The organism is Streptomyces sp. 4N509B (assembly GCF_052245655.1).
Classification (GTDB): Bacteria; Actinomycetota; Actinomycetes; order Streptomycetales; family Streptomycetaceae; genus Streptomyces.
In genome coordinates, this window is sequence record NZ_JBQQBZ010000012.1 from 123,850 (window position 1) to 145,385 (window position 21,536).

The 21,536-nt window shown below is 75.1% G+C and carries 14 protein-coding genes and 1 pseudogene; 13 read left to right on the plus strand and 2 right to left on the minus strand.

Going from position 1 to position 21,536, the window contains the following annotated elements; genetic code table 11:
- Positions 1–55: 55 nt before the first annotated feature.
- Positions 56–856 (minus strand): carbon-nitrogen hydrolase family protein, encoded by an 801-nt coding sequence (locus ACTWP5_RS14300; protein WP_443221290.1) that lies wholly within the window; start codon positions 854–856, stop codon positions 56–58.
- 121 nt (positions 857–977) lie between these two features.
- Here ACTWP5_RS14300 and ACTWP5_RS14305 point away from each other — a divergent pair, with 121 nt between their 5' ends.
- The 12 genes and pseudogenes from ACTWP5_RS14305 (at position 978) to ACTWP5_RS14360 (ending at position 18,828) form a co-directional block, all read left to right on the plus strand.
- Positions 978–1,667, plus strand: a complete 690-nt coding sequence (locus tag ACTWP5_RS14305) for an SDR family oxidoreductase (RefSeq protein WP_443221291.1) — start codon at positions 978–980, stop codon at positions 1,665–1,667.
- 214 nt (positions 1,668–1,881) lie between these two features.
- Entirely contained in the window at positions 1,882–2,856 is a 975-nt protein-coding gene (locus ACTWP5_RS14310) for a methionine synthase (RefSeq protein WP_443221330.1), read from the plus strand.
- A 46-nt stretch (positions 2,857–2,902) separates the two neighbouring features.
- Positions 2,903–5,158, plus strand: coding sequence for an NAD-dependent DNA ligase LigA (gene ligA / locus ACTWP5_RS14315; protein ID WP_443221292.1), 2,256 nt, complete (start codon positions 2,903–2,905; stop codon positions 5,156–5,158).
- Between the two features lie 238 nt (positions 5,159–5,396).
- Entirely contained in the window at positions 5,397–7,643 is a 2,247-nt protein-coding gene (locus ACTWP5_RS14320; protein ID WP_443221293.1) for a putative bifunctional diguanylate cyclase/phosphodiesterase, read from the plus strand.
- A 373-nt stretch (positions 7,644–8,016) separates the two neighbouring features.
- Complete coding sequence (gene gatC, locus ACTWP5_RS14325) at positions 8,017–8,313, plus strand: Asp-tRNA(Asn)/Glu-tRNA(Gln) amidotransferase subunit GatC (RefSeq protein ID WP_443221294.1); 297 nt, start codon at positions 8,017–8,019, stop codon at positions 8,311–8,313.
- A 5-nt stretch (positions 8,314–8,318) separates the two neighbouring features.
- Positions 8,319–9,820: pseudogene (gatA, locus tag ACTWP5_RS14330) on the plus strand (Asp-tRNA(Asn)/Glu-tRNA(Gln) amidotransferase subunit GatA).
- On the plus strand, positions 9,817–10,083 hold the full coding sequence (locus ACTWP5_RS14335) for a hypothetical protein (RefSeq protein WP_443221295.1): 267 nt from the start codon (positions 9,817–9,819) through the stop codon (positions 10,081–10,083). Before gatA ends, ACTWP5_RS14335 begins: the two are co-directional and overlap by 4 nt.
- Positions 10,080–11,591 (plus strand): Asp-tRNA(Asn)/Glu-tRNA(Gln) amidotransferase subunit GatB, encoded by a 1,512-nt coding sequence (gene gatB / locus ACTWP5_RS14340; protein ID WP_443221296.1) that lies wholly within the window; start codon positions 10,080–10,082, stop codon positions 11,589–11,591. The genes ACTWP5_RS14335 and gatB overlap by 4 nt, the downstream gene beginning before the upstream one ends.
- Positions 11,592–11,835: 244 nt before the next feature.
- Positions 11,836–12,156 carry a hypothetical protein gene (locus ACTWP5_RS14345; RefSeq protein WP_443221297.1) on the plus strand — a complete coding sequence of 107 codons (321 nt, stop codon included), beginning with the start codon at positions 11,836–11,838 and terminating at the stop codon, positions 12,154–12,156.
- 116 nt (positions 12,157–12,272) lie between these two features.
- Positions 12,273–15,341, plus strand: coding sequence for a helix-turn-helix transcriptional regulator (locus ACTWP5_RS14350; protein WP_443221331.1), 3,069 nt, complete (start codon positions 12,273–12,275; stop codon positions 15,339–15,341).
- A 201-nt stretch (positions 15,342–15,542) separates the two neighbouring features.
- The gene (locus ACTWP5_RS14355; protein WP_443221298.1) at positions 15,543–15,749 is read left to right on the plus strand and encodes a hypothetical protein; all 207 of its coding nucleotides are present in this window, start codon (positions 15,543–15,545) and stop codon (positions 15,747–15,749) included.
- Positions 15,750–15,807: 58 nt separating this feature from the next.
- Positions 15,808–18,828 carry a helix-turn-helix transcriptional regulator gene (locus ACTWP5_RS14360; protein WP_443221299.1) on the plus strand — a complete coding sequence of 1,007 codons (3,021 nt, stop codon included), beginning with the start codon at positions 15,808–15,810 and terminating at the stop codon, positions 18,826–18,828.
- A gap of 65 nt (positions 18,829–18,893) precedes the next feature.
- Here ACTWP5_RS14360 and ACTWP5_RS14365 read toward each other — a convergent pair whose 3' ends face one another.
- On the minus strand, positions 18,894–20,096 hold the full coding sequence (locus ACTWP5_RS14365; protein WP_443221300.1) for a PQQ-dependent sugar dehydrogenase: 1,203 nt from the start codon (positions 20,094–20,096) through the stop codon (positions 18,894–18,896).
- Positions 20,097–20,339: 243 nt separating this feature from the next.
- Here ACTWP5_RS14365 and ACTWP5_RS14370 point away from each other — a divergent pair, with 243 nt between their 5' ends.
- The gene (locus ACTWP5_RS14370; protein ID WP_443221301.1) at positions 20,340–21,320 is read left to right on the plus strand and encodes a 2-hydroxyacid dehydrogenase; all 981 of its coding nucleotides are present in this window, start codon (positions 20,340–20,342) and stop codon (positions 21,318–21,320) included.
- Positions 21,321–21,536 lie beyond the last annotated feature (216 nt).

Genomic DNA, 21,536 nt, shown 5'->3' on the forward strand with positions numbered 1-21,536 from the left:
CCGTCGGACGCGCCGTCGTCCGGTACGCCGTGGTCCGGTACGCCGTGGTCCTCCCTCACAGCACGTCGGGCCGGCGGTTGGCCAGCACCGGCACCAGCGCCCGCGCCCGCCGCGTCTCCTCCGGATCCACGTCCGCGACGAGCAGCCCCGGCTCGCCCTCCAGCCGTGCCCGCACCTCCCCCAGGGGGGAGACCACCATGCTGTGCCCGATCCCCGTCGGCGCCGACGTCTCGGGCGGCTCGCCGACCGTCGCCGGATCGGCCTGCCCGCAGGCGGCGACCCAGCAGGTGGCGTCCAGCGCCCGCGCCCGCACCAGCAGCTCCCACTGTTCGCGCTTGCCGGGGCCCGCGCCCCACGAGGCCGGCAGCACGATCACCCGCGCCCCCAGGTCGGCCAGGCGCGTGAACAACTCGGGGAAACGCACGTCGTAGCAGGTGGCGAAGCCGAACACGACGCCGTCGACCTCGGCGGTGACCGCCCGCCCGCCCGGCGCCACCGTCGCCGACTCGGCGAAGCCGAACGCGTCGAAGAGGTGCAGCTTGTCGTAGTGCGTGTCCACGCCGCGCCCGGTGATCAGCAGCGTGTTGCGGACCCGGCCGTCGGCCGCGGGCGTGAACATGCCGGCCACCAGCAGCACCCCGGCCCGCTCCGCCACCTGCCGCAGCCGCGTCGCGAAGGGCCCGTCGAGCGGCTCCGCCACGGGGCCCAACGGGATCCCGAACCGCGCCATCGCGGCCTCGGGAAAGACCACGACCCGCGCGCCGTGCTCCGCCGCCCGTTCGGTGCGCTCGGCGATGGTCCGGAGGTTCTCCTCCGGCGAGGTGCCGGACGCCAGCTGGCCCAACGCGATCCGCATACCGCCACTCTCCTTCGCCACGCCTGTTCGTCTGTTCGTCTGTTCGCCAGGCCTGCCGGAAGCCGGTCCTTCCCGGGCAGCCCCTGCCGGAACCTACCTCCCCCTGCGGCAGGATGTCCGCATGGCTGTACACGTGATCACAGGAGCGGGTTCCGGCATCGGCGCCGCCGTGGCCCGACGGCTGGCCGACCGCGGCGACGAGCTGTGGCTGTGGGGACGCGACGCGGGCCGGGCCAGGGAGCTGGCCGCCCGCTTCCCCGGCGCCCGGACGCTGGTGGGCGACCTCGACGAGCCGGAACGGCTCTCCTGGGCGCTGGGCCACCAGTCGCCCCCCGACCGCGTCGACTCCCTGCTCCACGTCGCCGGCGTCGTCGAGCTCGGCGAGGTCGGCGATCTGACGCCGCGGGTCTGGCAGAAGACCCTCGCCGCCAACCTCGTGGCCCCGGCCGAGCTGACCCGGCTCCTGCTGCCCCAGCTGCGCGCCGCCCGCGGCCACGTCGTCTTCGTCAACTCCGGCGCCGGCCTGCGCGCCAGCGCGCAGTGGAGCGCCTACGCCGCCAGCAAGCACGGGCTGCGCGCGCTCGCCGACGCCCTCCGTGCCGAGGAGGCCGGCCACGGCGTGCGCGTCACCACCGTCTACCCCGGACGCACCGCCACCCCGATGCAGGAGAAGGTGCACCGGCAGGAGGGCAGGGAGTACGCCCCGGAGCGGTGGATGACGGCCGACTCGGTGGCCACCACGATCCTCACGGCGCTCGACCTCCCGCCCGGCTCCGAGGTCACCGACCTCAGCGTCCGACCCGCCGGCTGACCGGCCGCCGCACCCCCGCCGTACGCTGCACAGCGTGAACGCCACGACCGACGCCACCAACGGCTCCACCGACGGCCCGATCCACGGCCCCACCCACGGCCCCACCCACGGCCCCACGGCGGCCGGCGGCCCCGGGCACGAAGCCCCCGACGGGGACGGGGCGGCCGGCCGGCCCTCCACCGGGCACCCGTGGGGACCCGCCGCCGCCACGGGGATCGGCTCGATGCCGGGCGAGGACGCCCGGGAGGCCGCCCGGATCGTCACCGGCTCGCTGCCCGCGCTGCCGTACCTGCCGGAGCTGCCCGCCCGCGGCCCGGGAGCGGACATGACGGGCCGGTCCCTCGGGCTGCTGGCGGAGCTCTACGCCCACCTCGAACCCAGCGGCTGGCGGATCAGCGACCGCCCCGGCCGTGACACCCGCCGCGCCTGGTCCTGGCTGCGGGAGGACCTCGACGCGCTGGAGGAGTTCACGCAGGGCTTCGAGGGCGCGCTGAAGGTGTCCGCCGTCGGGCCCTGGACGCTGGCGGCGTCGCTGGAGCGGCGCAACGGTGAGGCGATGCTCGGCGACGGGGGGGCCCGTCGCGACCTCGCCGCCTCCCTCGCCGAGGGACTGCGCGGCCACCTCGCCGAGGTGCGGCGCCGCGTCCCCGGCGCCCGCGTCGTGCTCCAGCTCGACGAGCCCTCCCTCCCGGCGGTGCTGCGCGGGCGGGTCCGCACCGCCAGCGGGTACCGCAGCCACGGCGCCGTCGACGCGGCCGTCGTCGAGGAGAGCCTGCGGGACCTGTTCACGGTGGCCGGCCAGGACCCGGTGGTGGTGCACTGCTGCGCGCCCGGCGTGCCCTTCGGACTGCTGCGGCGGGCGGGTGCGGCGGCCGTCTCCTTCGACGCGGCGCTCATCACCGAGCGTGACGACGACGCCGTCGGGGAGGCCGTGGAGGGCGGCACCGCGCTCTTCGCCGGCGTCGTGCCGGGTGTCGGCGTGACGCCCGCGGAATTGTCAGACCCCGCCGCTAGTGTCGGGGGTGTCAGGAGGTTGTGGCGCAGGCTGGGGCTCTCGCCCGAGCTGCTGGCCCGTGCCGTGACGGTCACCCCGGCCTGCGGTCTGGCCGGCGCGTCACCGGCGTACGCGCGGGCCGCGCTGGAGCACTGCGTGCGGGCGGCGCGATCCCTGGCGGACACCCCTGAGTGACGTCCCGGGGGACGTCGGGGCACGGGAGAGGACGGGAGACGACACGGTGTCGGAGCAGACGGTACCGCCGCAGGCGCGGGAGAGACACGCACGACTGGCCGAGCAGGTCGAGGAGCACCGCTTCCGGTACTACGTCACCGGTCCGATCATCGACGACGCGGCGTTCGACGCGCTCCTGCGGGAGCTCACGGCCCTGGAGGAGGAGCACCCCGAGCTGCGGACCCCGGACTCGCCGACGCAGAAGGTCGCGGGCGCGTACGAGACGGAGTTCACCTCCGTCAGCCACCGCGAGCGCATGCTCTCGCTGGACAACGCCTTCGACGACACGGAGCTCGACGCCTGGGCGGACCGCGTCGCCGCGGAGCTCGCCGGCATCCCGTACCACTTCCTGTGCGAGCTGAAGGTCGACGGCCTGGCGGTGAACCTCACCTACGAGCACGGCCGCCTCACCCGCGCCGCCACGCGCGGGGACGGCCGCACCGGCGAGGACATCACGCCCAACGTCCGCACCATCGGCGAGGTCCCGCACCGGCTGGCGGGGGACCGCGTCCCCGAGCTGGTGGAGGTCCGCGGCGAGATCTTCTTCCCGATGGAGCGCTTCGAGGAGCTCAACGCCCGGCTCGTCGAGGCCGGGGACCGCCCGTTCGCGAACCCGCGGAACGCGGCGGCGGGCTCGCTGCGACAGAAGGATCCGAAGGTCACGGCGGGCCGGCCGCTCCAGATGGTGGTCCACGGGATCGGCGCGCGCGAGGGCTTCACCATCGACCGCCTCTCCCAGGCGTACGAGCTGCTGAGCGAGTGGGGCCTGCCCACGGCCCGCGTCAGCCGCGTCGTGGACTCGATCGAGGACGTGCGCGAGTTCATCGCGTACTACGGCGAGCACCGGCACGCCGTGGAGCACGAGATCGACGGTGTCGTGGTCAAGCTCGACGAGATCCCGCTCCAGGGCCGGCTGGGCAGCACCTCGCGGGCGCCGCGCTGGGCCATCGCCTGGAAGTTCCCGCCCGAGGAGGTGAACACCAGGCTCGTCGACATCCGCGTCGGCGTCGGGCGCACCGGCCGTGTCACCCCGTACGCGGTGGTCGAGCCCGTGACCGTCGCCGGCTCCGAGGTCGAGTTCGCCACCCTGCACAACCAGCAGGTCGTCAAGGCCAAGGGCGTGCTCATCGGGGACACCGTCGCGCTGCGCAAGGCCGGGGACGTCATCCCCGAGATCCTGGGCCCGGTCGCGGACCTGCGGGACGGCAGCGAGCGGGAGTTCGTGATGCCGAGCCACTGCCCCGAGTGCGGCACCGAGCTGCGGCCGATGAAGGAGGCGGACATCGACCTGCGCTGCCCCAACGCCCGCTCCTGCCCCGCGCAGCTGCGCGAGCGCCTGTTCTACCTCGCCGGCCGCAAGTGCCTGGACATCGACCACTTCGGGTACGTCGCGGCCACGGCGCTGACCCAGCCGCTGGAGCCGGCCGAGCCGCCGCTGAAGGACGAGGGCGGGCTGTTCGGCCTCAGCGTCGAGGAGCTGCTGCCCATCAAGTCGTACGTGCTGGACCAGGACACCGGCCTCCCCAAGCGGGACCCGGAGACCGGCGAGCCGAAGGTCGTCACGTTCTTCGCCAACCAGCAGGGCGAGCCGAAGAAGAACGCCCTGGCCATGCTGGAGAGCATCCAGGCGGCCAGGCAGCGCCCGCTGGCGCGGATCCTGACCGGCCTGTCGATCCGCCACGTCGGGCCCGTGGCGGCCGAGGCGTTGGCGCGTGAGTTCCGTTCGCTGGACCGGATCGCGGAGGCCAGCGAGGAGGAGCTGGCCGCCACCGAGGGCGTCGGGCCGACGATCGCCGCCTCGCTGAAGGACTGGTTCGCCGTGGACTGGCACCGGGAGATCGTCGAGCGGTGGCGCGCGGCGGGCGTGCGCCTGGCCGAGGAGGGGGACGCCGACGCGGGACCGCGCCCCCTGGCCGGCGTCACCGCCGTGGTCTCCGGCACCCTCGCCGGCTTCACCAGGGACCGCGCCAAGGAGGAGCTCCAGAGCCGTGGCGCGAAGGTGACGGGGTCGGTCTCGAAGAAGACCGACTTCCTCGTGGTGGGGGACAGCCCCGGCTCGAAGTACGACAAGGCGGTGTCGCTGAAGGTGCCGATCCTCGACGAGGACGGGTTCGTCGTGCTGCTGGAGCGGGGGCCCGACGCCGCCCGCGCCACGGCGAGCAACGTCGCCGCCGACGCTACGGAATCCGAGACGGAACCCGGAACAGAACCCGGGACGGGACCCGAGGCGGACGCCGTGTCGGAGGCCGCGTCGGACGGTTAGCGGGCTCGGTCGCGCGCCGTGGCGGGAGATGTGGAGCCGGAGCGCGGGGGTTGTAGGAGGCCCGCGCGCCGTCGGGGCGCGGCGCTGACGGCATGTCACCGCGACGGCGGGGAAGGTGACCAGTCGTATCGCTTCCGTGTAGGCGCGTCGAGATCTCTGCCACGAGAGCGGCCGGCGACCTAGGGTTGGGTGCTGTGCCTGCGTCAGGTGGGCGAGACGGCCGTGGGAGGGACCCCGCATGCAGTCAGCCCCCTCGGGGAGCAACATCCGCCTTTCGCCTGCCCACACCTGGCAGTCGCGCGTCCTTCGGGTCACGCTGCTCACCTCGGCCGGCGTCGCGCTGCTCATCGGCCTCGGCCGTGTCCTCGCCGCCGGGCACGCGCTCTTCCCCGCGGGCGAGAAGGGCATGGTCTTCGCCGCGCTCACCGGCATCATCGTCGCCCACCTCGTCGCGCTCGGCCGGGACCGCTGGTGGGGCACGAGCGGCTCGGGGTCCGCGTTAACCCTGACGATCCTGCTGCTCTACGGCTGGGTACCGGCCGTGCTCGTGAGCCTCGCCGTCGTCACGCTGGTGGGCACCGCCCGTCTGGAGCGGTGCCCCCAGGCCGCGCTCCAGGGCGCCATCGACCTGCTCGGCGTGGGCGCCGCCGCCCTCACCCTGGCCGTCGGCGGGGCCAGGCCGAGCGTCGAGAACCCCTGGGAGCCCGCCGACTGGCAGCTGACCACGCTGCCCCAGCTGCTGGTGGCCGCCCTCGCGTACCTCCTGGTCTCCCGCACGCTGCTGTGGCTGTGCGTGGCCCCGCCCGGCGGCATCCCCTCGCCGGCCGCCGGCGCGTTGCTCAGCCACGGACTGGTGGCCGTGGCCCTGCTGTGCATCGCGCCGCTCATGGTCGTGGTCGCCGTCCACAAGCCGGTGGTGCTGCCGCTGTTCGCCGTGCCGCTGATCGCCCTCGACTGCACGTTGTGGATGGCCAGGGCCCGCGCCGAGGAGCAGCTCCTCGACCCGCTGACGGGGATGCCCAACCGCCAGTGGCTGATGGAGCGCACCCGTGCCGCCCTCCAGGAGGCCCGGCTGCGGGGGGAGGGCCGCTGCGCCCTGATCCTCATAGGCCTCGACAGCTTCCGCGCGGTCAACGACACCCTGGGCCACCTCACGGGCGACCGGCTGCTGTTGCAGGTCGCCGACCGCATACGGCGGGAGGTCCGCGGCGACGGTTCGGCGACGCCGCGCGGCGGCGCGCTGCCGCCGGGAGCCGTCGCCGCCCGCCTCGGCGGGGACGAGTTCGCCGTGCTGCTGCCCCGCGTCGACTCCGCCACCTCCGCCCAGCGCGCCGCCCGCGCCCTCGTCGCCTCCCTCGGAGCCCCGCTCGACCTGGAGGGCCTGACCCTCGTCGTCGAGGCCAGCGCGGGCGTGGCGGTCCACCCCGACCACGCGGCCGAGGCCGAGGACCTGCTGCGCCGCGCCGACGTCGCGATGTACGCGGCCAAGCGCGACCGCACCGGCGTCGAGGTCTACGAGTCCCGCCGTGACGTGAACACCCCCGACCGGCTCGCCCTCCTGGGCGACCTGCGCCACGCCCTGGACAACGGCGAGGTGGACCTGCACTACCAGCCGAAGGTCCGCTTCGACGGCGCCGTGGCCGGCCTGGAGGCGCTGGTCCGCTGGGAGCACCCCGACCGCGGTCGGGTCCCGCCGGACGAGTTCATCACCATCGCCGAGACCTCCGGCCTGATGCCCCGGCTGACGGAGTACGTGCTGGAGGAGGCGCTCGGCCAGGTCGCCCGCTGGCGCAGGGCGGGCCTGACCGTCCCCGTTGCGGTGAACGTCTCCCCGCGCGACGTCTTCGCGCCCGGATTCGCGGGCGCCGTCGCCGCCCGGCTCGCCCGGCACGGCGTGCCCGCCGGGTCGCTCCAGCTGGAGATCACCGAGCACGTGATGCTGGAGGACCCGCAGCAGGCCGCCGACACCCTCTCGGGCCTCGCGAGCCACGGGGTGCGGATGTCCCTGGACGACTTCGGCACCGGGTACTCCTCGCTGGTGCACCTGCGGCGCCTGCCGGTCAGCGAGCTGAAGATCGACCGCTCCTTCGTCGAGGGGCTCGCGGTGGACAGCGAGGACGCGGAGATCGTGCGCTGCACCGTCGAGTTGGCCCACTCGCTCGGCCTGGTGGTCGTGGCCGAGGGCGTCGAGGACGACGAGACGTGGGAGCGGCTGCGCGACCTGGGGTGCGACGCGGTGCAGGGCTGGTTGGTGGCCGCCGCGATGCCGGCGGGCGAGACCACCGCGTGGCTGCTCGCCCGCGGCTCCGGCCCCGACACCCCGGCCGTCACGCGCGACGTCCCCGACGTCGACGCGGCTGACGCGGCCGACGCCGTCCCGCGGCCGGTGCCGCCCGCCTCCCGGAAGGTCGTCGGGACGAGCGCCCCGGCGGCGACGTCGTCCGCCGAGGCGCCCGACGCCTCCCCCCGGCAGCCCGTCCGCTGACGGCCGTCCCACGTCCCCGGCGCCCGCCGCGACCCCCGGCGGGCTCGCGGCGGGCGCGCGACCTGCAGCGGTTCCCCTCGCCTGACCCTTCGTGAGGTTCGGGCCGGTGCCCCCGCCGTCCTGTCGTCGGCCGCCGGCCCGCGGGGACCGACCGGTTCCTCCGCCCCGCGAGGGCTCTCGCGCCGTGGGGCAGCGCGGGGAGAGGCAACGGCCCCGGGCCCGGCGCCCGCCCGCCGGCCCCCGGCCGCACCGGAACCGTCTCGCCCGGAGGGGAATGCGCGCGCGGCCGGCCTCGCCACCCTCATAGGATGGGCGCACACCCATCCATGAGGCCCATCCATGAGCCCGATCACGAGCACCTGAGGATCGCCGTATGCCAGGCATCACGCGCGAGGAGGTAGCCCACCTCGCCCGGCTGGCGCGTCTGGAGCTGACGGCCGACGAACTGGACCACTTCGCCGGACAGCTCGACGACATCATCGGCGCGGTCGCCCGCGTCGCCGACGTCGCCACCGCGGACGTAGCCCCCACCTCCCACCCGCTGCCGCTGACCAACGTCACGCGCCCGGACGAGGTCCGGACCAGCCTCACCCCCCAGCAGGCCCTCGGCGGCGCCCCCGCCGAGCAGCAGCAGCGTTTCAAGGTGCCGCGCATCCTGGGGGAGGAGTGACCGCCATGGACCTCACCCGTCTCACCGCCGCCGACCTCGCGGCCCACGTCGCCGACGGCACCGTCAGCGCCGTCGAGGTCGCCGAGGCGCACCTCGCCCGCATCGACGCCGTCGACGAGAAGGTCCACGCCTTCCTGCACGTCGACCGCGACGGCGCCCTCGCCCAGGCGCGGGCCGTCGACGCCGCCCGCGCCCGCGGCGAGCGCCTCGGCCCGCTGGCCGGCGTGCCGCTGGCGCTCAAGGACATCTTCACCACCACCGGCGTCCCCACCACCTGCGGTTCGAAGATCCTCGAAGGCTGGATCCCGCCCTACGACGCCACGGTGACGCGCCGCCTGAAGGACGCCGGCGTCGTCATCCTCGGCAAGACGAACATGGACGAGTTCGCCATGGGATCGTCCACCGGAACAGCGCCTACGGCCCCACGGCCAACCCCTGGGACCTCACCCGCATCCCCGGCGGCTCCGGCGGCGGCTCGTCCGCCTCCCTCGCCTCCTTCCAGGCGCCGCTGGCCATCGGCACCGACACCGGCGGCTCCATCCGCCAGCCCGCCGCCGTCACCGGCACCGTGGGCGTCAAGCCGACGTACGGCGGCGTCTCGCGGTACGGCATGATCGCGTTCTCCTCCTCCCTCGACCAGGGCGGGCCCTGCGCCCGCACGGTGCTGGACGCGGCGCTGCTGCACGAGGTGATCGCCGGGCACGACCCGCTCGACTCCACGTCGGTCAACGTCCCCGTCCCGCCGGTCGTCGAGGCCGCGCGCGAGGGCGCCCGCACCGTCTCGCTCGCGGGCACGCGCATCGGCGTCGTCACCGAGTTCGGCGGCGAGGGCTTCCAGGACGGCGTGATCCGTCGCTTCGAGGAGTCGGTGGCGCTGCTGCGCGAGCTCGGCGCCGAGGTCGTCGAGGTCTCCTGCCCCAGCTTCGACAAGGGGCTCGCCGCGTACTACCTCATCGCCCCCTCGGAGTGCTCCTCCAACCTCGCGCGCTTCGACGCGATGCGGTACGGACTGCGCGTCGGCGACGACGGCACCCGTTCCGCCGAGGAGGTCACCTCCCTCACCCGCGAGGCCGGCTTCGGCGCCGAGGTCAAGCGGCGCGTCATGCTGGGCACCTACGCCCTGTCGGCCGGGTACTACGACGCGTACTACGGCAGCGCCCAGAAGGTGCGCACCCTCATCAGCCGCGACTTCGACCGGGCCTTCGAGCAGGTCGACGTGCTGGTCTCGCCGACGACGCCCACCACCGCGTTCCCCATCGGCGAGCGCGTCGACGACCCGATGGCCATGTACCGCGCCGACCTGTGCACCATCCCCTCACCCCTGGCGGGCAACGCCGCGATGTCCGTGCCCTGTGGCCTCGCGCCCGAGGACGGGCTGCCGGTGGGGCTCCAGATCATCGCCCCCGCCCTGGCCGACGACCGGCTCTACCGCGTCGGTGCGGCGGTCGAGGCGGCGTTCGAGGCACGCTGGGGACACCCACTGCTGGAGGAGGCACCCGCGCTGTGAGCAAGAAGACGAAGCAGGACAAGCCGAAGTCCAAGGCCAGCACCTACCTCTCCCTCGGCTCCACGCTCTTCGGAGCGTTCGGCGTGGTGAAGCAGATCAGGAAGGCGCGCGCCGAGAACGACACGCTCCGCCTCGCCGACGCCGTGGTCTCGGCCGCCGCGCTGGTGACCACCGTCGCCCTGCTGGCCCGCGACATCCGCCGCATCAGGGAAGCCGAGGCCGAGGCGAGGAACGCGGCCGCAGAACTGGAGGCCGCACCGTGACCACCACCGAGGAGCTGGTCTCGTTCGACGAGGCGCTGGCCTCGTTCGACCCCGTGATGGGCCTGGAGGTCCACGTCGAGCTCGGCACCAGGACGAAGATGTTCTGCGGCTGCGCCACCACCCTGGGCGCCGAGCCCAACACCCAGGTCTGCCCGACCTGTCTGGGCCTGCCGGGATCGCTGCCGGTGGTCAACGCCGTGGCCGTGGAGTCCGCCGTCCGCATCGGGCTCGCCCTCGGCTGCGAGATCGCCGACTGGTGCCGCTTCTCCCGGAAGAACTACTTCTATCCGGACATGCCGAAGAACTACCAGATCTCGCAGTACGACGAGCCCATCGCGTTCAACGGCGGCCTCGACGTCCAGCTCGCCGACGGCGAGGTGCTGCGGGTCGGCATCGAGCGCGCCCACATGGAGGAGGACACCGGCAAGTCCACCCACGTCGGCGGCGCGACCGGCCGCATCCACGGCGCCTCGCACTCCCTGCTGGACTACAACCGCGCCGGCATCCCGCTGATCGAGATCGTCACGAAGCCGATCGTCGGCACCGGCGAGCGCGCCCCCGAGGTCGCCCGTGCCTACGTCGCCGAGCTGCGCGAGCTGATCCGCACCCTCGGCGTCTCCGACGCCCGCATGGAGATGGGCCAGCTGCGCTGCGACGTGAACCTCAGCCTCCGGCCGCGGGGCACGGAGACCTTCGGCACCCGCAGCGAGACGAAGAACGTCAACTCGTTGCGGAGCGTCGAGCGGGCGGTGCGCTTCGAGATCCAGCGGCACGCGGCCGTGCTGTCGGCCGGCGGCACCATCGTCCAGGAGACGCGGCACTTCCACGAGGAGAACGGCACCACCACCTCGGGCCGCACCAAGGAGGAGGCCGAGGACTACCGGTACTTCCCCGAGCCCGACCTCGTCCCCGTGGCGCCGGAGCGGGCGTGGATCGAGCGGCTGCGGTCCGAGCTGCCCGAGCTGCCGCTGGCCCGCCGCACCCGGCTGCGGGAGGAGTGGGGGATCTCCGCGCACGAGATGCAGTCCGTGCTCAACGCGGGCGCCATCGAGCCGATCGTCGCCACCATCGCGGCGGGTGCCGACGCCACCGCGGCCCGCAAGTGGTGGATGGGCGAGCTGGCCCGTCGCTCCAACGAGGAGGGCGTCGAGCTGGGCTCGCTGCCCATCACGCCCGAGCAGGTCGCCCGCGTCGCCGCGCTCGTCGCCGAGGGGTCGCTCAACGACAAGCTCGCCCGGCAGGTCATCGACGGGGTGCTGGCGGGCGAGGGCACGCCGGACGAGGTGGTGGCCGCACGCGGCCTCGCGATCGTCTCCGACGAGGGCGCCCTCGGGCAGGCCGTGGACGAGGCCATCGCGGCCAACCCCGCGATCGCGGAGAAGGTCCGTGGCGGGAAGGTCGCCGCGGCGGGGGCGCTCGTCGGGGCGGTCATGAAGGCCACCCGCGGTCAGGCGGACGCCGCCAGGGCGCGGGAGCTGATCCTGGAGCGGCTCGGCGTCTCCTCCTGAGGCCCTCCCAGGCCCGCGGGCCCGCGCCCGCGGGCCTGCGTCTGAGGCCCTTAGGCCCTCCTCAGACGGACACCGGAACGATCTAAGGCCCCCGGCGGTCGCGAACCGACCGCCGGGGGCACTCGTCTGAGCTCGTGGCCCCTTCCGAACTGGGCACCTGCCCGATGTGGGGGACCCACCTGGGAGAGGAACGTGGTCGTCAGCACGGAGAAAGACGAAGGCCACGAGCCCAGGGGAGAGACCCATGATGTTCCAGTACGAGCTGCACCAGGACCGCGCCGCGGAGCTTCAGCGGCGGGCCGAGGAGCACCGGCAGGGCAGGCGGGCCCGCCTCGGGGCCACCTCGCGCTGGGGCCGGGGCCGAGGCCGGGCCGGTGGTGGGCAGAAAGCGCGGGTCGACGTGACCGGGACGACCGCGGCACCCGAGCGAACCGGGGCTTCGGGGAGCGCCGGAGCCGCCGAGGCCCCCGGGGCCACGGAGGACTCCGGGACGACCGGGGCTTCCGGCGCGAGCGGCGCCACGCGTGGGAAGGGCCCGCGGGGCGGCTTCGCCACGGCCGCGTGACGACGGGCTGGGACCGGGTGGCCGCGCTGAGCGTGGAGCCGGGCCACGAGGGCCACGGGGGGCCCGAGGGAGCCGTGGGCGCCGACGGCCCCACGGCGATGTCGGAGGCCCATGCGATGCTCGTCGACGTGGAATCCTCCAACGTCAGTCCCGTTTTCGTCGGCCGTGGCGGAGAGCTCGCCGTGCTCGCCGACGGCCTCGCCCGCGCGCGGGAGGGCGAGCCTCAGGTCTTCGTCGTCGGCGGGGACGCGGGCATAGGCAAGACGCGCCTGCTGGAGGAGTTCCTCGCCACGGCCCGCGCCGCCGGCGCGGTCACCGCCGTCGGCGGCTGCGTCGAGCTGGGCGCGGACGGTCTGCCGTTCGCGCCGCTGGCCGCCGTCCTGCGCTCGCTCCATCGGCAGCTGGGCCCCGAGCTGGCCGAGGCCGCCGCCGGTCAGGAGGGTGTGCTGGCCCGCATCCACCCCGAGCTGGGCCGGGTCGCTCCGGTCGCCGACGCCCAGCTGGAGCGGGTCCAGCTCTTCGAGCTCACGGCCCGGCTGCTGGAGCGGCTGGCCGCCGAGCGCCTGCTGGTCGTCGCCGTCGAGGACCTGCACTGGTCGGACCGCTCCACCCGCGAGCTGCTCGGGTACCTCTTCCGTTCCTTCCAGCCCTCCCGCCTCCTCGTCCTGGTCACCTACCGCTCCGACGACATCCACCGTCGCCACCCGCTGCGGCCCTTCCTCGCCGAGCTCGACCGGGTGCGCACCGTCCGCAGGATCGAGCTGGCCCGCCTCACGCGGGAGGAGGTCGCCGCGCAGATCGCCGGCATCACGGGCACCGCGCCGCCACCCGGCACCGCCAGGTCCGTCTTCGAACGCTCCCAGGGCATCCCGTTCTTCGTGGAGGAGCTCACCACCAGCGGCCAGCCCACCGCCGGCCTCAGCGCACCCCTGCGCGAGCTCCTGCTGGTCCGCGTGGAGGCACTCGACGAGGACGCGCAGGACGTGGTCCGCACGGTCGCCGAGGGCGGCTCCTCCGTCGAGCACGGGCTGCTCGCCGCGGTCGCCGGCCGCCCGGAGCGGGAGTTGCTCGCCCTGCTGCGCGCCGCCGTCGACGCGAACGTCCTGGTCGCCACGTCCGAAGGCGACGGGTACCGCTTCCGGCACGCCCTGATGCGCGACGCCGTCGTCGACGACCTGCTGCCGGGCGAGCGGACCCACCTCCACCGCCGCTTCGCCGAGGCACTCGAACGCCATCCGCACCTCGTCCCCGCCGAGCAGCACGCCGCCCGCCTCGCCAGCCACTGGTTCCAGGCGGGCGACCACGCCAGGGCGCTGCCCGCCGTGCTGACCGCAGCCGTCAGCGCCCGCCGCCGGTACGCGTACGCGGAGCAGCTGACGCTGCTGGAGCGCGCCATGACGCTGTGGGAGAGCGTGCCGCCCGAGGTCCGCGACGGGCTGCGGCCGGTGGACCGCCTCACGGCGTACCCGGTCCGCGAGGACCAGCCGCTCGACGAGGTGGACCTGCTCGCCGAGGCGACCCTGGCCGGCGTGCTCTCCGAACAGATGGGCCGCGCGTTGGCCGCCAGCAGGCGCGCGTTGCGGACGCTGGACGAGGCGGCCGAGCCGCTGCGAGCCGCCTGGTTCCTCACCTACCGCGCCCGCATCGGAGACCTCGTCGGCCAGGTCGACGGCCAGGCGGAGCTGGAACGGGCCGCGGAGCTGCTGCGCGGCCTGCCGCCCTCGGCCGTGCACGCCCAGGTGCAGGCGCAGGCCGCGGCCCTGCGGACGATGACCAGCGCCGCCCTCAGCCCGGGGACCTTCGAGGCGGCCGAGCGGGCGGTCTCCCTGGCCCGCCTCGTGGGCACGAAGAGCACCGAGCTGTACGCCCGCATGACCCTCTCCTGCCTGCGAACCGACGCCGGCGACATCGAGGGCGGGCTGACGGAGATGGCCGCCGTGCTCGACGAGGTGGTGGCGCGGCACGAGACGGGCCAGCTGGGCCGCACCCTGGTGAACTTCGCGGCGACCCTCGCCGAGGTGGGCGACCTCGAGCGAGGGCTGGAGATCACCGCGCGCGGCATGGACCTCGCCGACCGGTACGACCTCGCCGACACCCGAGGCTGGCTGGGGACGAACAAGGCGTACATGCTGCTGAACCTCGGCCGCTGGGACGAGGCCGCCGCCACCCTGACGGCCGCGCGGCAGCAGGCCCGTTCGGTCAACCCCCGCGTGTGGACCACGCTGATGGCCGGGCGGCTGGCGCTGCTCCGCGGCGACCTCGACGGCGTCCGCACGGCGCTGGCCAACGGCCAGGACGCCCGGCTCGACTCCGACCGCGGGCTCGCCCTGGAGCTGGCCCGCCTGGAGATCGCCCTGGCGAGCGAGGAGGGCGACCTCGACCGTGCCAGGGAGGCGTTCCACAGGGCGGTCGACGCGCCCATCCCCGCGTTCGTCTCCTCCCTCCGCTGGGAGCTGCTGTTCACCGCGGCCGGCGCCGAGGCGGACGGCCGGGGCCTGCCCGGCGCGGAGCCGGGGCGTCCCGCCGCGCTGCGCGAGATCCGTCACGCCCTGCAGTCCGCGCCGCGGAACGTGCCGCTCCGGCGCGCGTTCGGTCATCTGGTCGACGCCGAGCTGATCAGCGCCGACGGCGGCGACAGCGCCGCCCGTTGGGCCGAGGCGGTCAGCGCGCTGGAGCCGCTGGAGCTGCCGTACCACCTGGCCTGGGCCCGCTACCGCTGGGCCGAGGCGCTGCTGACCACGGAGGGCGCGGCCGGTCGCGAGCCGGCCTCGGAGCCGCTGCGCCGGGCACACGCGGTCGCCGCCGCCCTGGGCGCGGCACCGCTTCGCGAGCGGATCGAGCGCCTGGCCGTCCGGGCCGGCCTCGACCTGGCGGAGGGGAGGACGGCGTCCGCGCCCCCGCCCGCCGATCCCTTCGGGCTGACGCGGCGCGAGCGGGAGGTGCTGGCGCTGGTGGCGGCGGGGCGGAGCAACCGGCAGATCGCGCAGGAGCTGTTCATCTCCCCGAAGACGGCGAGCGTGCACGTGTCGAACATCCTGGCCAAGCTGGCGGTCTCCGGCCGTGGCGAGGCCGCCGCCCTCGCCCACCGGCTCAGGCTCGTGCCGGCCGTGCCGGCCGCGCCACCGCCCGAGGCTGCCGGGCCGTCCCCGGCGTCCCGCCCGGCGCGGACCCCCCAGGCTCCCTGAAGGCTGTCCCCGGCTTCCGCCCAGTTCCCAGCCGACAGCCTTAGGGGGCCGCCCCGGTCCCTAAGGCACCTGAGGAGGAGGACTGAGGACCCCACCGGCCGGCTGATTCGGGCGATGACCCGATGTGCCGCCCCCACCTTGGCGACGAGTCTTTTCCGTGTCCGGAGCCCACGGCTCCCAGCACACGAGGAGGGCGTCACCATGACCGCGCACTACACCCCGATCATCGTCCAGGACCGGATCGACCGCCTCCGCGCCGAGGCCGAGGTGGAGCGGCTCGCACGGCAGACGCGGGCCGCCCGCCGGGAGCGGGAGTCCGCCACCCGGGAGGATCCGCGTCCCGTGCCCCGCGCGCGGTCCACGACGCGGCGCCGCCGGCCCCGGCTTCGCTGGGGAACGGGTGCCTGAGGTGGCCCCGGCGCGACAGGCGGGGGTGATGTCAGAGTCGTATGCGATCCTGCGAGACATGCAGTCCACCACGGTCAGCCCTGTTTTCGTCGGCCGCCAGCAGGAGCGCGCCGCGCTCGCCGCGTCCCTGGCGCACGCCGGTGAGGGGCGTCCGCAGGCGGTGCTGGTGGGCGGCGAGGCGGGGGTGGGCAAGAGCCGGCTGCTGGAGGAGTTCCTCGCCCAGGCCGAGGCCGAGGGGGCCCTGACCGCCGTGGGAGCGTGCGTCGGCGCGGGCGCGGACGGGCTGCCGTTCGCGCCGGTCGCCACCGTCCTGCGGGCCCTCCACCGCCAGCTGGGAGAGGAGCTGACGCGGGCCGCCGCCGGCTTCGGCGGCGAGCTGGCCCGTCTCCTCCCCGAGCTCGGTGACCCGGGGCTCGCGGTCAGCCCCGCCCACGACGACGAGGTGCGCGGTCGGCTCTTCGAGCTGACCGCACGGCTCCTGGAGACGCTCACCGCCGAGCGCGTCCTCGTCGTCGCCGTCGAGGACCTGCACTGGTCGGACCGCTCCACCCGCGAGCTGCTCGGGTATCTCTTCCGCTCACTCCAGCGCGGCCGCGTCCTGCTGGTGTCGACGTACCGCTCCGACGACATCCACCGCCGGCACCCGCTGCGGCCCTTCCTCGCCGAGGTGGACCGCCTGCGCACCGTGCGGCGCCTGGAGCTGCCGCGCCTGACCCGGGAGGAGGTGCGCGACCTGGTCGCCGGCATCCTGCGCACCGAGCCGTCCCGCGAGCTGAGCGACGAGGTCTTCCGCCGCTCCGACGGGAACGCCTTCTTCGCCGAGGAGCTCACCACCCAGCTGACCTGTGGCACCGGCAGCCCGGGGATGATCAGCGACTCGCTGCGAGAGCTGCTGCTGGTGCGGGTGGAGTCCCTGCCCGGCGCCGCCCAGCGCGTGGTGCGGCTCCTCGCCCAGGGTGGCCCCCGCGTCGAGCACGGCCTGCTGCGCGCCGTCGCGTCCCTGGAGGAGGACGAGCTGATCGAGGCGCTGCGGCCCGCCGTCGGCGCCAACATCCTCGTGGCGGACCAGGACGACACCTACCGCTTCCGGCACGCGCTGATGCGCGAGGCCGTCGACGACGACCTGCTCCCCGGCGAGCGCAGCCGCCTCAACCGCCGGTACGCCAGAGCGCTGGAGGACGATCCCACCCTGGTGCCGGCCGAGGAGCGTCCCTCCCGCCTCGCGAGTTACTGGTACCACGCGCGGGACGCGGCCAAGGCGCTGCCCGCCGTCCTCGACGCCTCCCGCGCCGCCCGCCTCCGCCACGCGTACGCCGAGCAGATCCAGCTGCTGGAGCGGGCGTTGGAGCTCTGGGACGAGGCCCCGCCCGAGCTCAGGCGCCAGCTGCGGCCCGCCCAGGACGCCGAGTCGTATCCGCTGTGCGACTGCGATGACGAGGAGCTGATCCACCTCGACATCCTGGCCGAGATGACGCTCGCCGCCCGCTTCGCCGGCCAGCCGGAGCGCGGCCTGTCCCTGGTCAACAGGGCGCTGCGGGCGCTCGACGGCATGCGCCACCCGGTGCGCTCGGCGTGGTTCCTCGCCCAGGCCTCGCGCCTCACGCGGTACTTCGTGCGCGGCGACGGCTGGGCGGAGCTGGCCGCCGCCCAGGAGTTGCTGGCGCCCTTCCCGCCCTCGCCCGTCCACGCCCGGGTGGCCAACGAGGCGGCCACGTGGGCGGTCGTCTTCGACCCGCGCCCCGAGAGCCTCGCGCTCGCCGAGCGTGCGGTCGAGCTGGCCGACCAGGTGGGGAACGACGAGGAGGAGCTGCACGCCCTGATCAGCCGGGGCGGGCTGTTGGTCCTGACGGGGGAGGGCGAGGCCGGCCTGGCCGACCTGCGGGCCGCGGCGCGCAGGGTCGCCGAGGCGCGTCTGGTGCGCGCGCTTCCCCGCAGCCACGTGAACCTCTGCTCCCACCTGGAGGAGATGGGCCGCTCCCAGGAGGCCGTCGAGGTGGGGGAGGAGGGCGTCGCGCTGGCCCACCAGTACGGGCTGCGGGAGGCCCAGGCCTGGCTCCACGGGAACCGCGCGGACGCGCTGTTCTCCCTCGGGCGCTGGCAGGAGGCCGAGGAGGAGATCGCAAGGGCCCGTCACGTCGCCCACGGCCGGGTGTACGCGGCGGCGCAGCGCATGGCCAGGCTCGAGCTGGCCCGCGGGAACGTCGGCGCCGCCGAGGCGGCCGTGGAGCTGATGGGCACGGAGTACGCGCGGCACAGCCGGGCGGTGCAGGAGGCCCACACCGCCGGCGAGGCGCGGCTGCTGCTCGCCGCGGCCCAGGGCCGGATCCTCGACGCACGGCGGCTGCTGGCCGAGGCACACGCGGCCGGGCTGACCCCCGGGACCGGCTGTTACACCTGGCCGCTGGTGTACGCGGCGGCGGTGGCGGAGTCGGAGGCGGTCGGCGTGCCGGCGGCCGAGCCCGGACGGGCGGAGGCGATAGCCACGGTCAGGGAGTTCGCCGCCGGGCTCCCCCGTTTCTATCCCGTGTGGCAGGCGCACGCCGCGCTCGTCGAGGCCGAGCTGCGGCGCGCCGAGGGGCGGGAGACCGCGCAGGACTGGGCCGCGGTGTGCGCTGCCCTCGAGTGCCTCTCCCGTCCCTGGCTGCTCGCACGGGCCAGGGCACGCTGGGCGGAGGCCCTGGTCGCCCAGGGGGATCGCGCCCAGGCCGGGCGACTGGTGCGGCAGGCGTGGGAGGCCGCGGGCCGGCTCGGCGCGGCACCGCTGACGGCGGAGGTGGAGCGGCTGGCCCAGCGGGCCCGGCTGCCGTTGGCGGAGGCCGGGCGGTCGGCTTCGGTGGCCCACGGTGGCGAGGAGGGGGAGGACTTCGGCCTGACGCGACGGGAGCGGGACGTGCTGGCCCTGGTGGCCGCCGGCCGGAGCAACCGGCAGATCGCGCAGGAGCTGTTCATCTCCCCGAAGACGGCGAGTGTGCACGTGTCGAACATCCTGGCCAAGCTGGCGGTCTCCGGCCGCGGTGAGGCCGCCGCCCTCGCTCACCGCCTCGGCATCGTCGGCGAGGAGCCGGTCTCCCAGCCGTGACGGGCGTGACGGGCGTGACGGGCGTGCGGATGTTAGGGGGCTGACGGCGTGTCGTCAGGCCCCTTTCAGTCGACCCTGATCCGCAGGATCCGGTCGTCGTCACGGGTGGGAGTACCACGGGTGTCGGTCTCGTTCGTCACCAGCAGCAGCTCGTCCGCCCCGACCGGCAGGACCGCCCGCAGGCGGCCGAACTCGCCCTCGAAGAACGCCCGCGGCTCCGCGGCCGGCTCCGTCCCGTCCAGCGGGACGCGCCACAGCCGCTCGCCCCGCAGCGCCGCCATCCACAGCGACCCCTGGCTGTACGCCAGCCCGCTCGGCGAGGCCTCGGACGTCGGCCACTGCACCACGGGGTCGACGAATCCCTCGTCCGCGCCGCCCCTGCCCTCGTGCTCCGGCCAGCCGTAGTTGCCGCCCGGCTCGATCAGGTTCAGCTCGTCCCACCGGTCGTCGCCGAACTCCGAGGCCCACAGGTGACCCTCGGCGTCCCAGGCCAGCCCCTGCACGTTGCGGTGGCCCGTCGAGTACACGGGCGAGCCCGGATCGGGGTTGTCCCCGGGTGGCTCCCCGCTGTCGGGCTCGACGCGCAGGATCTTGCCGGCCAGCGACTCCTCGTCCTGCGCCAGCCCCGAGTCCCCCGTGTCACCGGTCGAGACGTACAGCATGCCGTCGGGGCCGAACGCCAGGCCGCCGCCGTTGTGGATCACCTCGCCCCGGGGGATGCCGTCGAGCACGGTCTCGGCCGGCCCCAGGCTCCCGCCTCCCGCGTCGGACGGCTCGTACCGCAGGCGGCTGACCCGGTTGTCCGTGGCCGTGGTGTGGTACGCGTACAGGTCGAGGGCGCCGCGCTCCGTCGGCTCGGGCGGCAGCGCCAGGCCCAGGAGCCCGCCCTCCCCGCTCTCCACGACCTCGGGCACGGGCCCGACCGGGGTGACCTCGCCGGAGTCGGCGGCGACGTGCTGGATCGTGCCCTCCCGCAGGCCCACCAGCAAGTCCCCGTCGGGGAGAGCAACGACGCCCCACGGCGCGCGCAGCCCCTCGGCGACGGTCTCCACCACCTCGGCCCCACCGCGCCCCGGCGCGGCCGTCGGTTCCGCGGGCCCCGTCGGCCCCGCCGAGTCCCGCCCGTCGGCGCCGGATTCGGACGTCTCGCGCCCGCCGCCCCCGCCGGAGGGCTCCTCGTCCGAGGAACAGCCCGCCAGCAGCGCCGACAGCGCGGCCACGCCCGCCATCGCCGCCCCGGCTCGCGCCCCACCGCGTCGCCACACCATCAGCATCCTCCCGGCCGTCGGTCCCACGGGGAACGGCACACGTGGACGTCCCGCCCACCTTCGCCAGCCTAAGGGCTGGCCCGCAGCCCCGGCGGGCTCGCGACGCCCTGCGACTCCCCCTGCCGCGTTGACGTCGGTCGCCAGCCCGCCGGGCTGAGTGCCTCCTCCGCCGTGCCGGCGAGGCCACAGGACGCCACTCCCTGACCCGGTGGCGCTCGCGGGCCAGCCCTTAGCCTGGGCCTCATGACGACACCCGGCCCCAGCGACGTCTGGCTTCCCTTCCGCCCCACCGACCCCGACACGCCCGGCGACCCCGCCGTGCTGCCCGGCGAGCGTGACGGCTCCCTGCGCTACGTCGTCTGGGACGGCGAGGAGGACTTCCCCGCCGACCCCGCGCGCTGCGCGCTGTACGTGGTGCCGTACCTGAAGGGCCCCTCCGTCAGCGTCCGCCCCATTCCCCACATGCCACGGCTGCGCGCGGTGCAGACCCTCACCGCGGGGGTGGACCAGGTCCTGCCCGCCGTGCCGCGGATGCCCCCGGGATCGGTGCTGTGCAACGCGGGCCCGCTCCACAACGCCAGCACGGCGGAACTGGCCCTCGCCCTCACGCTCGCCGCGCTGCGCGACATCCCCGGCGCGGTACGCGCGCAGTCCGAGGGCCGGTGGGAGCCGCCGGCCTTCCACCCCTCCCTGGCCGACCGCCGGGTGCTGCTCCTGGGCTACGGAGGGATCGGCTCGGCCGTCGAGGACCGCCTGGGGCCCTTCGAGGTCGCCGAGGTGATCCGCGTCGCGAGGACCGCCCGCGACACCCCCCGGGGACCGGTGCACGCCCTCGCCGAGCTGCCCGCCCTCCTCCCCAGGGCCGAGGTGGTCATCGTCGCCGTCCCGCTCACCGACGAGACCCGCCGCCTGCTGGACGCCGCGCTCCTCGCCCGCATGCCGGACGGCGCCCTGCTCGTGAACGTGGCGCGTGGTGCGATCGTGGACACCGACGCGTTGCTGGCCGAGCTGGAGTCCGGCCGGCTGCGGGCAGCTCTGGACGTGACCGACCCCGAGCCGCTGCCCGCGGACCACCCGCTCTGGCGCGCGCCCGGCACGCTGGTCACGCCGCACGTCGGCGGGCCGTCGACCGCCTTCAGGCCACGGGCGGAGCGGCTGCTGCTCCAGCAGCTGACGCGCTTCGCGGCGGGGGAGCCGCTGCGCTACGTGGTCGCGTCGCGGTAGCGAACGCGCTGGTCGGGCCCACCGTCCTCCGGAGCGGCGGCGAGGCTTTCCCCAGATCATCACGTTGAGTAGTAGGGGGGTGTCGCTGAGTTACGGCTTGGTGTATCGTCGGTAGCGGGGCGATCCCCGGACCGACGTAAGGGGGGCGACAGTCATGCTTGGCGGACGGACCATCTGCCGATCTCACGACGACCACGCGGCGGTCTTCCGCCGCCC

Coding starts and splice junctions, on each gene's coding strand:
- ACTWP5_RS14350 (WP_443221331.1), top strand. CDS start 12,273: ATGCTCGTCGACGTGGAATCCTCCAACGTCAGTCCCGTTTTCGTCGGC.
- ACTWP5_RS14300 (WP_443221290.1), bottom strand. CDS start 856: ATGCGGATCGCGTTGGGCCAGCTGGCGTCCGGCACCTCGCCGGAGGAG.
- ACTWP5_RS14370 (WP_443221301.1), top strand. CDS start 20,340: ATGACGACACCCGGCCCCAGCGACGTCTGGCTTCCCTTCCGCCCCACC.
- ACTWP5_RS14360 (WP_443221299.1), top strand. CDS start 15,808: ATGCAGTCCACCACGGTCAGCCCTGTTTTCGTCGGCCGCCAGCAGGAG.
- ACTWP5_RS14305 (WP_443221291.1), top strand. CDS start 978: ATGGCTGTACACGTGATCACAGGAGCGGGTTCCGGCATCGGCGCCGCC.
- ACTWP5_RS14345 (WP_443221297.1), top strand. CDS start 11,836: ATGATGTTCCAGTACGAGCTGCACCAGGACCGCGCCGCGGAGCTTCAG.
- gatC (WP_443221294.1), top strand. CDS start 8,017: ATGCCAGGCATCACGCGCGAGGAGGTAGCCCACCTCGCCCGGCTGGCG.
- ACTWP5_RS14355 (WP_443221298.1), top strand. CDS start 15,543: ATGACCGCGCACTACACCCCGATCATCGTCCAGGACCGGATCGACCGC.
- ACTWP5_RS14320 (WP_443221293.1), top strand. CDS start 5,397: ATGCAGTCAGCCCCCTCGGGGAGCAACATCCGCCTTTCGCCTGCCCAC.
- ACTWP5_RS14365 (WP_443221300.1), bottom strand. CDS start 20,096: ATGGTGTGGCGACGCGGTGGGGCGCGAGCCGGGGCGGCGATGGCGGGC.